This window comes from Streptomyces sp. NPDC008137, assembly GCF_042957035.1.
Classification (GTDB): Bacteria; Actinomycetota; Actinomycetes; order Streptomycetales; family Streptomycetaceae; genus Streptomyces.
The window spans coordinates 169,596-183,546 of record NZ_JBIBHN010000009.1; the positions used below are offsets into that span (position 1 = coordinate 169,596).

13 protein-coding genes, 1 tRNA gene and 1 pseudogene are annotated in these 13,951 nt (G+C 71.9%); 11 read left to right on the plus strand and 4 right to left on the minus strand.

Annotation, left to right across the window (positions count from 1 at the left end):
* Positions 1 to 75: 75 nt before the first annotated feature.
* Positions 76 to 402 (minus strand): hypothetical protein, encoded by a 327-nt coding sequence (locus ACFZBT_RS17670; RefSeq protein WP_391104071.1) that lies wholly within the window; start codon positions 400 to 402, stop codon positions 76 to 78.
* A 367-nt stretch (positions 403 to 769) separates the two neighbouring features.
* On the opposite strand from ACFZBT_RS17670, the gene ACFZBT_RS17675 reads away from it, so the two are divergent.
* The 4 genes from ACFZBT_RS17675 (at position 770) to ACFZBT_RS17690 (ending at position 3,780) form a co-directional block, all read left to right on the plus strand.
* The gene (locus ACFZBT_RS17675; RefSeq protein WP_391104074.1) at positions 770 to 1,636 is read left to right on the plus strand and encodes a bifunctional DNA primase/polymerase; all 867 of its coding nucleotides are present in this window, start codon (positions 770 to 772) and stop codon (positions 1,634 to 1,636) included.
* A gap of 61 nt (positions 1,637 to 1,697) precedes the next feature.
* Positions 1,698 to 2,285: a hypothetical protein gene (locus tag ACFZBT_RS17680; RefSeq protein WP_391104077.1), complete on the plus strand. Its 588-nt coding sequence runs from the start codon at positions 1,698 to 1,700 to the stop codon at positions 2,283 to 2,285.
* Positions 2,286 to 2,294: 9 nt separating this feature from the next.
* Positions 2,295 to 2,870, plus strand: a complete 576-nt coding sequence (locus ACFZBT_RS17685; RefSeq protein WP_391104080.1) for a DinB family protein — start codon at positions 2,295 to 2,297, stop codon at positions 2,868 to 2,870.
* Positions 2,871 to 3,207: 337 nt separating this feature from the next.
* Positions 3,208 to 3,780: a GNAT family N-acetyltransferase gene (locus tag ACFZBT_RS17690; protein ID WP_391104083.1), complete on the plus strand. Its 573-nt coding sequence runs from the start codon at positions 3,208 to 3,210 to the stop codon at positions 3,778 to 3,780.
* A 175-nt stretch (positions 3,781 to 3,955) separates the two neighbouring features.
* Here ACFZBT_RS17690 and ACFZBT_RS17695 read toward each other — a convergent pair whose 3' ends face one another.
* Positions 3,956 to 8,122 (minus strand): NACHT and WD repeat domain-containing protein, encoded by a 4,167-nt coding sequence (locus ACFZBT_RS17695; protein ID WP_391104086.1) that lies wholly within the window; start codon positions 8,120 to 8,122, stop codon positions 3,956 to 3,958.
* Positions 8,123 to 8,520: 398 nt separating this feature from the next.
* Between ACFZBT_RS17695 and ACFZBT_RS17700 the strand changes: the two genes are divergently transcribed.
* The 5 genes and pseudogenes from ACFZBT_RS17700 to ACFZBT_RS17720 all read left to right on the plus strand — a co-directional run bounded on the left by ACFZBT_RS17700 (position 8,521) and on the right by ACFZBT_RS17720 (position 10,226).
* Positions 8,521 to 9,003 carry a hypothetical protein gene (locus ACFZBT_RS17700; protein ID WP_391104089.1) on the plus strand — a complete coding sequence of 161 codons (483 nt, stop codon included), beginning with the start codon at positions 8,521 to 8,523 and terminating at the stop codon, positions 9,001 to 9,003.
* 43 nt (positions 9,004 to 9,046) lie between these two features.
* Positions 9,047 to 9,259: a 4Fe-4S domain-containing protein gene (locus ACFZBT_RS17705; protein ID WP_391104092.1), complete on the plus strand. Its 213-nt coding sequence runs from the start codon at positions 9,047 to 9,049 to the stop codon at positions 9,257 to 9,259.
* Positions 9,260 to 9,280: 21 nt separating this feature from the next.
* Positions 9,281 to 9,487, plus strand: a pseudogene (locus ACFZBT_RS17710) (hypothetical protein); the annotation flags it as partial.
* A gap of 58 nt (positions 9,488 to 9,545) precedes the next feature.
* Positions 9,546 to 9,740: a hypothetical protein gene (locus ACFZBT_RS17715; RefSeq protein WP_391104486.1), complete on the plus strand. Its 195-nt coding sequence runs from the start codon at positions 9,546 to 9,548 to the stop codon at positions 9,738 to 9,740.
* A gap of 315 nt (positions 9,741 to 10,055) precedes the next feature.
* The gene (locus ACFZBT_RS17720; protein ID WP_391104095.1) at positions 10,056 to 10,226 is read left to right on the plus strand and encodes a hypothetical protein; all 171 of its coding nucleotides are present in this window, start codon (positions 10,056 to 10,058) and stop codon (positions 10,224 to 10,226) included.
* A 135-nt stretch (positions 10,227 to 10,361) separates the two neighbouring features.
* On the opposite strand, the gene ACFZBT_RS17725 is transcribed toward ACFZBT_RS17720, so the two are convergent.
* Together ACFZBT_RS17725 and ACFZBT_RS17730 are read right to left on the minus strand one after the other, a co-directional pair.
* A tRNA-Ser gene (locus ACFZBT_RS17725) sits at positions 10,362 to 10,448 on the minus strand.
* Positions 10,449 to 10,511: 63 nt separating this feature from the next.
* Entirely contained in the window at positions 10,512 to 11,969 is a 1,458-nt protein-coding gene (locus tag ACFZBT_RS17730) for a trypsin-like peptidase domain-containing protein (protein ID WP_391104098.1), read from the minus strand.
* Between the two features lie 287 nt (positions 11,970 to 12,256).
* Here ACFZBT_RS17730 and ACFZBT_RS17735 point away from each other — a divergent pair, with 287 nt between their 5' ends.
* Positions 12,257 to 13,084, plus strand: coding sequence for a glycerophosphodiester phosphodiesterase family protein (locus ACFZBT_RS17735; protein ID WP_391104101.1), 828 nt, complete (start codon positions 12,257 to 12,259; stop codon positions 13,082 to 13,084).
* A 153-nt stretch (positions 13,085 to 13,237) separates the two neighbouring features.
* Positions 13,238 to 13,876 carry an ATP-binding protein gene (locus tag ACFZBT_RS17740; protein ID WP_391104104.1) on the plus strand — a complete coding sequence of 213 codons (639 nt, stop codon included), beginning with the start codon at positions 13,238 to 13,240 and terminating at the stop codon, positions 13,874 to 13,876.
* The last annotated feature ends 75 nt before the right edge of the window (positions 13,877 to 13,951 follow it).

A 13,951-nucleotide genomic window follows, 5' to 3' on the forward strand; every position in this document is an offset into this window, starting at 1 on the left:
CAGACGCTTGTCACCCCACGAAGCACACACCCCACACGAACGGCGGGCCGATGCCGGTACACCGGCCCGCTCAGCTCACCACCACAGCGGGGTGAAGCTGACGGCGGTGTTGTCGTTGCCCTGGTTGACGGCCGTGAAGGCCGATCCGTTGACCTGGGCGGTGTTGCTCTGGTTCGAGGCACCCTCGCCGACGGCCTGCTGGTTCGTGGTGGACGAGGTGCCGTAGTTGTCACCGCCGACGCCGCTGCCGAGGACGCCCGACTCGGCCTCCGTGACGGAGGCGATCGATCCGTTGTCCGCGAAGGAGCCGTTGTCCGCCGTCGCGATGCCGGTGAAGAGGGCGGCCGCGAGCGGTAGGGCGGAGACGGCGGCGATGACGCGGGCGGTACGGATGCTTGCCATGTTGTTGTCCCTCCAAGGACCTCAGTGACTTCAGTGACTTCAGAACCAACGACTGCGTGGAGAAGTACTGCTGCCTCCAGGGAAGTTGGCCGACCGCCCTGGTCCGTTGCTCGACGTCGCGAGTCCAGAGTTGCCCACCGAATCCCCGGCGAACCACACCGGAAGCCCCCATTCGCACTCAAGCGTGATGACATGTCGATAAACCCCTTTGCATCACTTCAGTACCGGACTGGGGCGGAAGGGGCGGTTCGAACCCTGGTACCGCAAGGGGCGAAGCGTTCCGGCACTTTTCGCGCACAGACCTCCGCCCCGGCGCGTCGCCCACACCCCTCTTTCCTTTTTCGAACGTACGTACGAAACTAGAAGCATGGCCACCACCGACCGGCAGGCCACGACGCTGGCCCTCGCACACGCCCTGTCAGCCGCCGAACGCGGACTGGCCGTCATCCCCCTGTCCCGCGCCAAGCTCCCGGCGCTGCGCTCCCCGCACCGCGACGACCCCGCCCCCTCCCCCTGCCACGGCGCGTGCGGCCGCCTCGGCCATGGTGTGTACGACGCCTCCAGCGACCCGGCCCGCATCCGCGAGCTCTTCGCCGCCGCGCCCTGGGCGACCGGCTACGGCATCGCCTGCGGCCTGCCCCCGCACCAGCTCATCGGCGTCGACCTGGACGTGAAGACCGGCACGGACTCCTCGGCCGCCCTGCGCGAGCTGGCCCTGCGGCATCTGTTCACCATCCCCCCGACGGTGGTGGTCCTGACCCCGTCCGGCGGGCGTCACCTGTGGCTGAGCGGCCCGCCCGACGTGGTGGTCCCCAACTCGGCGGGCCGTCTCGCCCCCGGCATCGACATCCGGGGCGCCGGCGGCTACCTCGTCGGGCCCGGATCCCGCACGGGCCAGGGGGTGTACGCCGCCGCCCCCGGGACCGCGCACCTGGCGCTCGCGCCCTGCCCGCGCTCCCTGCTGCGGCTGCTGCTCCCGCCGCCCCGCTCCCCCCACCCCACACCCCCGTCGGCCGGCGGGCACGGCCAGGGCCTGGTCCAGTTCGTCCTCGCCGCACACGAGGGGCAGCGCAACACCCGGCTGTTCTGGGCGGCCTGCCGGGCGTACGAGGACGGCATCGGCCCGGCGCTCGTGGACGCCCTGGTCGAAGCGGCCCTGGGCACCGGCCTGTCCGAGCGTGAGGCCCGGGCGACGATCGCGTCGGCCGCCCGGATGACGGGGCACCGGCCGTGAGCCGGGCCGCGCCCACCAGCACCGAAAGACCCCCATGCACCAGCACGCCAGACCGCCGGCCATGGCGCTCGCCCGCCTCGTTCTCACCTCCGGCCGCTCGGTGGACCTCGCCGAACTGCGGTTCACGTCGACGTACGGCGACCTGTTCTCGACGTACGGCGACTCGCTGCCGACGTACGGCGACCCGCTGTCGACGTACGGCGACCCGCTATCGACGTACGGCGACCCGCTATCGACGTACGGCGACCCGCTATCGACGTACGGCGACTCGCTGTCGACATCCGGCGACCCACCGGCCGGCTATCCCTGCGAGCCGGTCAACGACCTGCGGATCCGCGAGCTGCTGCGCGCCGCCGAGCGGTCCCACCCCGGCACGCCCGTTCACCTCGTCCCGCCCCCGCGCGAGCGTCCCGACCAGTACGCGGGCGGTCTCGGTCCCGTCGAGGTGCTGCCCGCCGTGGCCTGCGTCGGTACGTTCCACTCCGCCGCCCTCGACCCGGCCCACGACCCGGTCCTGTACCGCTCGCGCCTGTCCGTGGTCTGGTTCCAGCCGGCCCCGCGCCTGCCGTCGGGCTGCGACGCGGAGCGGGCACTGCGGGAGATCGACTGGGCGGGACTGGCCCGGGACACCCGGGCGGCGCTTGCGTAGGGTCGCCCGATGAGCGATTCCCGTACGGAACTGCCGCGCTGGCAGTTCGAGTTGACCTGGTCACTGTTCGAGTACCACCTGGAGCGGCTGGAGCCCGGGGACTTCCTCTGGGAGCCCGTACCCCTCTGCTGGACCATGCGCCGAGCGCCCGACGGCACCTGGACGCCGGACTGGGCGGACACCGAGCCCGACCCCGTGCCCGTCCCGACGATCGCCTGGGTGACCTGGCACATCGGCTGGTGGTGGAGCGTCACCCTGGACCACGCGCAGGGCCGGCCGCCCCGCGACCGCACGGACATCGCCTGGCCCGGCGAGGGCGCCCCGACCGTCGAGTGGCTGCGCGACCTGCGCACTCAGTGGCTGGCGGTGCTGGACGGCCTCACCGGCAGCGACCTGGACGCCACCGCCTCGTTCCCGACGCAGGGCGACCCCCAGTACACCGTCGCGCACATGGTGGCCTGGGTGAACGCCGAGCTGATGAAGAACGTGACCGAGATCGGCCAGCTGCGGCTGCTGCGGGCGGCGTCGGGGCCAGGGCCGGGACCGGGGCAGGGCTCGGGGGCTCGGTCCCCCGTGCGGCGGTAGACCGCCGGCTCCCGGGCCTGGAAGCCGAGCCACACGCAGAGCCGGTTCGCCGCGGCACGGTCCGGCCGGGAGGTGAGGTCGACCGTGCGGGCACCGGCAGGGCGGGCGGGCGAGGCGCAGCTCACCGGGCGCCCGATCGCCGCGCGGTCCAGGGACCGGGCCGTCGCGGACAGCCGCGGGACCAACTGCCCGAAGTCCTCGACGAGTTCCTCACTCGGCCCCCGGATGATCGGGACACGGATGTCCGTGCCAGGAGCGTATCCGCGGGCGGGCCGGGCCATCGGCCGCCGGAAAGAACCGGGCGGCGAACCCGCCAAGGCCGTGACATCGTGGTGCCATGACCATCGACGTCCGGCCTGCCACGGACTTCGAGGACGTCCGTGCCGTGCTCGGGCCGAAGTCGCCCGGGGCGAATGTCTGCTGGTGTCTGAGCTACCGGATTCCCTCCAAACTCAACAAGGAACTGCGCGGCCCGGCCCGCGGTGACCACGTCGCCGAGCTGTGCGGTGCGGAACCGCCCCCGGGCGTGCTCGCCTACGACGGTGACGAACCGGTCGGCTGGGCCGCCGTCGCACCGCGTTCGGACACCTCGTTCGCCCGCAACCGCAAGATCCCGCACGTGGACGATCTGCCCGTCTGGTCCCTGTGGTGCGTCCGGGTCCGCCCCGGCCACCGCAAGCAGGGCATCTCGCACGCGCTCATCGCCGGTGCCGTCGACTTCGCCCGGGCCCGGGGCGCCCCTGCGATCGAGGCCTACCCCCTCGACAACGGCGACGCCAAGGTAGACCTGACGATGGCCTACGCCGGCCTGCGGAAGAACTTCGAACGGGCCGGCTTCACCTACGCGGCCCCCACCACATCGGTCCTGGCCGGCCATCCCCGCGTCCTGATGCGCCTCGACCTGCGCTGAGCGGCCCGGCATGCGAATGCCCGACCGCTGGCGACGGGGGATGCACCAGCGGTCGGGCTATGGCCAAGGGTAACAAGCGCTTACGCGGGAGGAGCCGACTGCCCGTCAGGAAACCCGGGTTGTGACTCGTATCACTGACTGCCGTGAGAGTCCGCCCTGTCGCCGGACCACGACCTCATCGGCCGGCGCACGGCGCGTCGTAGGAGAGCCTGGGCAGGTACGCGCGCCAGGTGTCCGGCGTCAGAACACCCCGGGTCATCGAGCAGATGCGGCGTACGGCCTCGTCGGTGTCCAGGTTCCAGAGCCGGATGCTGTCGGCGCCGCTCGACACCCCGAGCATGTGGCTGTTCGGGCTGAACGCCAGGAAGTTGCCGGTCTTGGCGTTGGGACTCATGGAGTGGCCGATCGCGGTGGCCCCGGCGGGGTCGGAGACGTTCCACAGCCGGACGGTGCTGTCGTTGCCGCCGCTGGCCAGGGTGCGGCCGCTCCGGCTGAACGTCAGCGACACGACGGCTTCCGTGTGTCCCGTGAGGCGCGCCTCCGCGGAGGCCTCGGCAGGGTCCTCGACGTCCCAGAGGCGGACCGAGTTGTCGTCACCGGCGCTGGCCAGCGTCCGGCCGTCGGGGCTGAGGGCGAGGGCGTTGACGGCTCCGAGATGGCCCCTGAGAGGCGCGCGGATCAGGGTCGTACGGCCTGGGTCGGCGGTGTTCCACAGCCTGATGGTGCCGTCCGCGCTGCCGCTGGCCAGCGTCCGGCCGTCGGGGCTGAAGACGAGGGCGTTGACGTAGCCCTTGTGCCCGGCGAGGGGCGCGCCGAGCGCGCGGGGACGGGAGGGGTCGCCGATGTCCCACAGCTGGACGGTGCGGTCGTCGGAGGGGGTCGCCAGGACCCGCCCGTCCGGGCTGAAGGCCACCGGGTCGGCCAGCCGCATCCGCAGGGGGGTGGAGGGTCCGTGCGGGACGGGGCGTTCCGGATCGCCGAGGTTCCACAGTTGCAGGGTCCGGCTGCCCGTCACCACCGCGAGGGTGCGGCCGTCCGGGGAGAACTCCAGGGAGCGGACGCCGCCCTCCGGCCGGAACGGCTTCCCCAGCCGCACGGGCCTGCCCGGCGACCGCACGTCCCACAGCCGCACCCGCCCGTCGAGCGCCGCCGTCGCGAGCACCCGCCCGTCCGGGCGGAACACTCCGCTCCGGCCGGTCATGTCCGATGTCGGCAGCGCCCACAGGCGGACCTTGTTGTCGCCCGCCCCGGTGGCGAGCGTGCGCCCGTCGGGGCTGAAGCCGAGCGCGTACATCTCACCGCTGCTGCCCGCCAGGGGCCCGCCGACCTGCGACGGGTACGCCGGATCACCGACCTTCCACAGACTCGCGGTGCTGTCCGCGCTGGCGGCGGCGAGCATGTTCCCGTCAGGGCTGAAGGCCACGGACCACACCGGCCCGGTATGGCCGGTGAGCGGCGTACCGATCGGTGCCGGGCCACGGGAACCGGCCATGTTCCAGAGCCGTACGGTGTTGTCCGAGCTGCCGCTGGCGAGCGTACGGCCGTCCGGGCTGAAGGCCACCGAGTGCACGGTGGCGGTGTGGCCGGTCAGCCGCTCCCCGGCCCGCTCCGGGCGCCGGGGGTCGGTCACGTCCCACAGCCGGATCGCCCCGTCGTCGCCACCGGTCGCCAGCGTCCTGCCGTCCGGGCTGAACGCCACCGAGCGCACGGCGGTCGAGTGCCCGGTCAGGGGCTCGCCCAGGGGCTTCGGGCGCTTCGGATCGGCCACGTCCCACAGCCGGACGGTGCGATCATCGCCGACGGAGGCCAGCGTGCGCCCGTCCGGGCTGAAGGCGACCAGGTAGATCGTGCTGTCATGGCCGGTCAGCGGCTTGCCGAGCCGCTCCGGGCGCCGGGGGTCGGTCACGTCCCACAGCCGGATCGTGCCGTCGTCGGACGCGCTGGCGAGGGTACGGCCGTCCGGGCTGAAGACCGCGCTGCTCACCCAGCTCGTATGGCCGGTGAGAGGCTCGCCCAGGGGCTTCGGGCGCTTCGGATCGGTCACGTCCCACAGCCGTACGGTCCGGTCGTAGCTGGCCGTGGCGAGGGTCCGCCCGTCCGGGCTGAACGTCGTGAGGTAGACGGCGCCCGTGTGGCCGACCAGCGGCGTGGCCAGCGGGGCGTTCACGATGGAGATCAGGCGGCTGTTCGCGCCCTTGTCGTCCGGCCGCAGCCGGTGCGCCACCAGGTCGAGCTGCGCGGACAGCGACGGATCCGTGTCCTGGACGCGGTCGGCCTGGGCGAGGACCTGCTCGAACACGGCCTCGTCCCGCTGCTTCGAGGCGATGACGGCCGATCCCACGGCCAGCATCGCGAGGACGACCAGCGTCGCCACCGCGCCCCGGCTGATCCAGGTCACGCGCCGGCGCAGCCGGACCGAGGCGGCCAGGAACTCCACCGCGCTCCGGGTCAGGAACCTGTCCCCGGCGGATCGCGCCCAGCCGTGGGCCTGTTCCAGCCGGGAGCCCCGGTAGAGCAGTGACGTGTCGCGGTTCGACTCCTCCCAGGCCCGGCCGTCCTCCTCCAGGCGCTGGCGCAGCAGATTGCCCTGCCGGTCGTCGTCGATCCACTCGCGCAGCCGCGGCCAGGCGTGCAGCAGCGCCTCGTGGGTGATCTCCACGGTCTCCGCGTCGAGGGTCACCAGCCGGGCGCGGACCAGCGCCTCCAGGGACTCCTCGGTCTTGCCCGGGTCGGTGGACTCCTCCGCCAGCTTCCGCCGGGTCCCCCGTCTGCGGGTGGCCTGGGTGTCCTCGCCGAGGCGGACCAGCCGGAGCAGCAGCAGTCGCGCCGCCGTGCGCGCCGCCGGGTCCAGGCCGGACCAGGCCCGCTCCGCGGTCGCCGCGACGGCGCCCTGGATGCCGCCGGCCGCGCGGTAGCCGGCGAGGGTGAGCCGGCCCGCCTTTCTGCGCTGCCAGGTGGCGAGCAGGGCGTGCGAGAGGAGCGGCAGCACGCCCGCGTCGTGCTCCCCCGCAGCCCGAAGGGTGTGCGAGGTCCCCGCACCGCGCGGGCCGTCTGCGCTGACCTCCCTGACGATCAGCTCCGCCAGGCCCGGTTCCAGCTCCAGGCCGACGGCCTTGGCCGGTCCGGTCACCGCCTCGCGCAGCTCCGCCGTGGTCAGCGGACCGAGCACCATGTGCCGGTGCTGGAGCGCGTCGGCCAGCTCGGGATATCTCAGGCACCGCTCGTAGAAGTCGGCGCGTATGCCCAGGACCACGACCGCCGGGGCCGGTTCGTCCCGTCCGGCGGGTGAGCACGCGGCGTGCAGGGCCTCGATGAAGGCACGCCGGTCCGCCTCGTCGGGGCAGAGGGTGAACGTCTCCTCGAACTGGTCCACGATGACGACCGGACGCGCACCGGAGGGCGCCTCGCGCCGCGCCCAGGCGGCGACGGCGGCACGGACGGCGTCCGGGGAGATCGGAACACCGCGTTCCGCCCGCTCCGCCTGCCCCGTCTGCTCCGCCTGCCCCGACCGCTGCACGGCGGAGCCGTCGCGCTCCTCCATCCCCTGTTCCGGTTCCGTGGCGGACTGTTCCGGTTCCGGTCCCGTGGCCGACGGGACGCCGGCGGCTCCCGCCCCGGACAGCAGGACGGGCCGCAGTTCGGGGATGAGCCGGCTCAGCTCCGCCAGCGGATCACCGCCCGGGACGAGTTGCACGACCTCCCGCTCCCGGCCGTGCTCCGCACCGTCGTCGCCGCCCAGCGCGCCGTCCCGCAGGGCGGGCACCAGACCGGCGTTCAGCAGCGAGGACTTGCCCGCCCCCGACGCGCCCACGAGCATGACCAGGCCGCCCGTCCCGGCCACGGCTCCGAGCTGCGCGACGATCGCGTCCGTGCTCCGCTCCCGGCCGAAGAACCAACGGGCGTCCTCCCGGCGGTAGGAGGCCAGCCCGCGGTACGGGCACAACCCGCCGGGCGCGGGCGGTTCCTGCTCCTCGGCGGAGGACGCCACGGGCCGTTCGCCGACCGGGTCGGCCAACGCCTGCTCCCACAGCCGCTGCCACTGGCCGAGGTCGTACAGGCCCGGGGAGACCGGAGCGGGCCGCGAGCGGCGTGCCTCGGGTATCAGTACCTGCAACACGGCCGCGAGAGCGGCGAACTGGGCGGGTACGTTCCGGGCCCGCCGCCAGTCGCTGATGCGCTGGGCGGACACCCGCACGGGCCGCCCGCGTTCGTCGACGCGGTGGAGCCGGACGACCGCTTCGGACACCCGCTTGAGGGGAGGGTTCCCGGCTTCCTTGTACAGCAACGCGAGGCGTTCCGCGAAGGCGGTGCGTGTCCCCGAGTCGGAACCCAAGGTCTCCACTCCTTACTTGTCACGCCTGGACGTCCGGACCGGAAAACTCACTCTATATGCCTGACCTGCGGTAATACCGTCCGTCCGGACTCCGGACCTCCTCGTCGGCGGTGGGGAATGGCAGGATCCGGACGCAGCAACGCACCATTCCGGTCAGCTGCGATCCGCTCCCGTCTCCTGTCGTCCCGCGCCGTGCGGCGCCATCCACGCCGGACGACGGTAGCTCCACCGTCCGGCACCGGTCCCCACGAGGGGAGGGACCGGTGCCGGACGAAGTGGCGATGCTCCCCGCGGACCACACCCGCCGCCTCCCACCGACTCCCGCCGACCCTGGATAACTGACGACTCGTCAGCTATGGTCGCCGCCTGCCGTACCGCTTCCGGAGCGACGTACAGGGGTGAGCGCGATGAGGACACGTCCCGAGAGCCCGGAACCGCAGGGCGATCCACGCTGGGTGGCGATGCTCTACCGGACGGCCACGAACTCCTGGCGGGCCGCGGCGGAGTCGCCCCACCGCTCACCCGTGCTGTACGCGCTCGGCGAGATGACCCAGACCATGCGCGCGCGGGGCGAGGAGGTGACCGTCGCCCTCTGGGGCCCGAAGGACGGCGCGTGGCAGCTGTTCGACACCTCGCTGAAGCAGGCGGCTTCACCTCAACCTCAACCTCGGCCGACGAGCCCGGACGCGGACTCCCCCGGCGAACCGACCGTGCTGGCGGAGCGGATGACCGCCCGCCGCCACCAGGTCCTCATGGCCGGCCTGAGCAAGGCGGGCTTCTACGACCTCACCCCCGAGGACGACAGCACCGTCCAGGCCCTCGTCGAACGGCTCGACGAGCCCGCCGTACGCCGGGTCGCCCACTGGCTCGCCGCCGCCGGCACCCGCTAGCCGGGCCGATTCGGCCGACGGCGCGCTGGGCAGAGGAAGAGTCATGAAGGTCTCCGTCGACCGCGAACTCTGTTACGGCTCCGCCGAATGCGCCCACCGGGCCCCGGCTGTCTTCGAGTTCGTCGACGGATACGGCGTCGTCCGCCCGGGCCACGACAGCGCGGGCAACGCGCCGGAGATCCTGGAAGCCGCGGAGAAGTGCCCGAGCCAGGCCATCACCGTCACTGACGCGCCCTCGTCTCCGGGCCGGCGGTAGCGAGGGCGGTTGCCGATACCCATGCCCGTGCCGTCGTTGCTCGGGGTCTTCGCGCACTCCGACGACGAGTCCCTGGTGGCGGGCGGCATCCTGGCCCGGCACGCATCCTCGGGCGCCGGCACGGCGGTCGTCACGGCGACCTGGGCGGTGGGGGAACTGGGCGCACAGATCCGCGACGTCCGCCCGGAGATCGTCGTCACCCACGACGCCTACGGCGGCCTGACCGGTAGTGGTGGGCTGCGGAAAGGACGTCGACCGCGCCTTCTATTCTCGGAGCGGGGGTGCCATGACCAAACGAGACTGGTACGAGGACAGCGACTACGACAGGGCAGCCGAGCAGACCGATCGGATGGCTCGAATGGGATGGACGGCGGCCCTGGGCCTGACAGGGCTGATGGGCGTCGCCGCAATTGCCGCCATCGCTGCCTGCCTGGCCGCTGCCGTAGGCATGTTCTACGTCGTCATGGTCATTACCCGCTAGCACGTCCGCAGACTTGTCCAGCACGCCCCGGTGGTCCGGCGTCAGTGCATGCCACCAACAAGGCCGACGGCGTCAGTTGCGGAATCATTGCGGTCGCCTACAGGTGACCTGCGTCACAACTCCCCTTGACTGCAGGTAAATCGGTGTCCGAATAGCCGAGATCGAGTTTGCGAATGGCCGATCTGAGCCCACAATGAGCCCCGTCAGACCACGAAAAACCCGCCCTCGCCGGACAGGTTCCTAGGCGTGCACGGCAGGGCGGGTCTCCGAACCTCCAGGAGGCTCAAGATGAGTTTGTCGCCTATCCCGCAGGGGATGTCAATTCCGATCAACCCCGAGCGGCTCATCACGGTCATCGTTTTGATCGTGCTCGTCACGGCGCCGGTCGCCGAAATCGCTAGCGCGTACGCAGACGCAGCGGCTTTGATGACCTTGCTTCTCGGAGGGGTCGGCACGGCAGTGACGTGCAGCAGCCGCAACAGCTGACCCCAGCTCCCGTGTCCCAGCCGTGCCCGATCGAGCGGGGAATCACGGGGGACACCGGGTAGGTGCCGAGCCCGAACATGCGAACGGCCCCTGACCACATCTCCAGGTCAGGGGCCGTTCTCACTGCTCATCGCGCGGAGGCGGTGGGATTTGAACCCACGGTGACATCGCTGCCACGACGGTTTTCAAGACCGTTCCCTTCGGCCGCTCGGGCACGCCTCCCCGCGCCGGCCGTGATCGGCGGCGCGGGGACAAGGGTAACGGGTCGGTGCGCGCGGGTGGGCGTCAGTTGTCGCCGGTGCGCGAACCCAGGGTGACGTCGACGGTCTGCTGCTTGCCGCCGCGCTCGTAGGTGATCGTGACCTTGTCGCCGGGCTTGTGGGTCCAGATCTCGCCGATCAGGGTGGGGCCGGAGTCGATCACCCGGTCGTCGAGCTTGGTGATGACGTCGCCGGGCTTCAGGCCCGCCTTGGCGGCCGGGCCGCCGGGCTCGACCGGTGCCGCGCCGCCCGCGCCCTGGTCGGTGATCTGCGCGCCGTTCGAGCTGTCGTCCAGGGAGACGGACGCGCCGATCTTCGCGTACACCGGCTTGCCGGTCTTGATCAGCTCCTGGGCGACGTACTCGGCCTGGTTGATCGGGATGGCGAAGCCCAGGCCGATCGAGCCGGACTGGCCGGTGCCGAAGCCGCCGTTGCCGGTGGACTGGATCGCGGAGTTGATGCCGATGACGTTGCCCTGCGCGTCCAGCAGCGGACCGCCGGAGTTGCCCGGGTTGATCGAGGCGTCGGTCTGCAGGGCGCTCATGTAGGACGCCTGGCTGCCGCTGCCGTCGCTGGAGGCGACCGGGCGGTTCTTGGCGCTGATGATGCCCGTCGTCACCGTGTCGGACAGACCGAAGGGGGCGCCGATCGCGATGGTCGCGTCGCCGACGGCCACCTTGTCCGAGTCGCCGAGGGTGAGGGGCTTCAGGTCGGAGGGGGCGTCCTTGAGCTTGATGACCGCCACGTCGTAGCCCTGCGCGTGGCCGACCACCTCGGCGTCGTACTTCTTGCCGCTCGGGAAGGTCGCGGTGAGCTTGCCGCCGTCCACCGCGCCCGCCACCACGTGGTTGTTGGTGACGATGTGGCCCTGCTTGTCGAAGACGAAGCCCGTGCCGGTGCCGCCCTCGCCGCTGTTGCTCTCGGCCTCGATCGTGACCGTGCTCGGCAGCGCCTTGGCGGCCACGCCCGCGACCGTGCCCGGGTCGCGCTTGAGGTCGCCGCCGCTGGTGGATGCGGAGACCGTGGTGGAGCCGGAGCTCTCGTCGTTGTTCTTCGCCAGGGTGTAGCCGAGGCCGCCGCCCAGACCGCCCGCGACCAGCGCGGCCGCCAGGATCGCGACGACCAGACCACCGCGGCCGCGGCCGGGCTTCGGCGCCGGCTGCTGGTAGGAGGAACCCCAGCCGCCCGCTCCGTAACCGGCACCGCCGTCACCGTACGACCCTCCGGCACCGCCGTCGCCGTACGACGGGGTGGCCGGCGGCGGGGGCGGCGGCCAGGAGGGGTCGGGGGCGGAGGAGGAGGCGCCGGGATGACCGGCGCCGCCGGGAGCGCCCTCACCATGAGCGCCCTCTCCATGAGCGGCCTGCCCCTGGGCGTCCTGCCCGTACGGCCCCTGCGGCGCCGGAGCAGCGGGAGCATCCACCGGCACGGGGGGTGCGGACGGGGCGGGGGGTACCGCGGTGCCCTCGTTCTCGGTGCTCACAGCTTCTCTCCTCGATCCACGGCTGCTTTTCTGGGTCGCACTCGGTCACGCTTTTTCACGCTGGCGACGGTCCGGCGCGATACAGCTGTGCTTGTCCCTTTGTATGCCGTCAGCTTTTCCCACGGGACGTCAGAGCACCATAAGCGGTGGCTGTGGGTCCGCGGCCATTCTTTATATAGGTCATTACTGCTGAAAAGTATGCAATTCCAGCACCTCCGTACGGACCTGTGAATCCGTCGGGTCCGTACGACCGGACGCGTACCCGGACTCGGTGGCACCATGACGCGGTGACCCACGCACGGCAGCATGTGATTCAAGTCGTCGCCCACCGCGGAGCCTCCGAGGACGCCCCGGAGCACACCCTGGCCGCGTACACCAAGGCGATCGAGGACGGTGCGGACGCCCTCGAGTGCGATGTGCGCCTCACCGCCGACGGCCACCTCGTGTGTGTGCACGACCGCCGGATCAACCGTACGTCCAACGGCCGCGGCGCGGTCTCCGCCCTGGAGCTGGCCGATCTCGCCGCCCTGGACTTCGGCTCGTGGAAGACGCGCGAGGCCTGGAAGGGGCGCGACGAGGAGCCCGACTGGGAGCACCCCCCGGAGGACCGCGAGGCGACCTCCGTACTCACCCTGGAGCGGCTGCTCGGACTCGTCGCGGACGCCGGGCGCCGGGTGGAACTGGCCATCGAGACCAAGCACCCCACGCGCTGGGCGGGACAGGTCGAGGAGCGGCTGCTGGCCCTGCTGAAGCGGTTCGGCCTCGACGCCCCGGCCGCCGCCGAGGAGTCCCAGGTGCGGGTGATGAGCTTCTCGGCCCGCTCGCTGCACCGGGTGCGGGCCGCCTCGCCGACCCTGCCGACGGTCTATCTGACGCAGTTCGTCTCGCCCCGGCTGCGGGACGGGCGGCTGCCCCCGGGCGTGGGGATCGCGGGTCCCTCGATCCGGATCGTGCGCCACCACCCCGTTTATGTGGAGCGCCTGAAGCGGGCCGGCCACCAGGTGCACGTGTGGACCGTGAACGAACCGGAGGACGTGGATCTCTGCATCGACCTCGGTATCGACGCCATCATCACCAATCGTCCGCGTGCCGTGCTGGACCGCCTCGGCCGCTGAGGCCGGCCACACAAGTCCCACCAGACCCACGCACACCTCTTGACCCCACACCTTGACGGGCGGGATCCTCCGGTCTCGGCCACACCGACGAAATCCAGCCACTCGATTACGGGGAGTGCTCCGGCGCGTTCGGTCCGTATTCGATCGTGGTGAATGCGTCACAGGACGTTGATTGGCCGGTTTCCGGTACAGGCCAATGGGGCATCCACACCGTGGCGTGGGGCGAAGGAGGTCTCGGGGGTGGCGTTGGTGGTGGCACAGGAGGTGCCCGCGTCGTCGAGCATGGCCGTACCCCATGGCCCTGCGGGCGTGGGGAAAGCAAGGCACCGTATGCGTTCACAGTTGCGCAGCGGTGGCGTAGCGGATTCGGTCATCGACGACGCCGTACTGATCCTTTCCGAACTTTTGAGCAACGCGTGCAAACACGGCAGACCGCTCGGCGACGCCCTGTCCGGTGACGGCGATGTCCGTGCCGCGTGGCGCGTGGACCCGGCGGGCCGGCTCATCGTCGAGGTCACGGACGGCGGCGGCCCGACCCGCCCCGCTCCGGCGACCCCGTCGGTCACGGCGCACGGCGGCCGCGGGCTGAACATCATCACCGCGCTGGCCGACGACTGGGGCGTCCGCGACGACATCCGCGGCGAGGTCACGGTGTGGGTCATCGTCCACGACGACGTGTACGACCCGGACGCCGGCCACCGCCGCGACGACTTCGTGACGCGCGTCGCGGCCCCGGCGGTGTCCCAGATACCCGGGCTGGACTTCGCGGACGCCTTCGAGGACATGGACTGAGTCACCGGACCCAGGGCTGAGGGCTGTGCCCGTCCGCCGCGCTGGACCGAGTGTTGTCCACAGGATCCCGTCGCC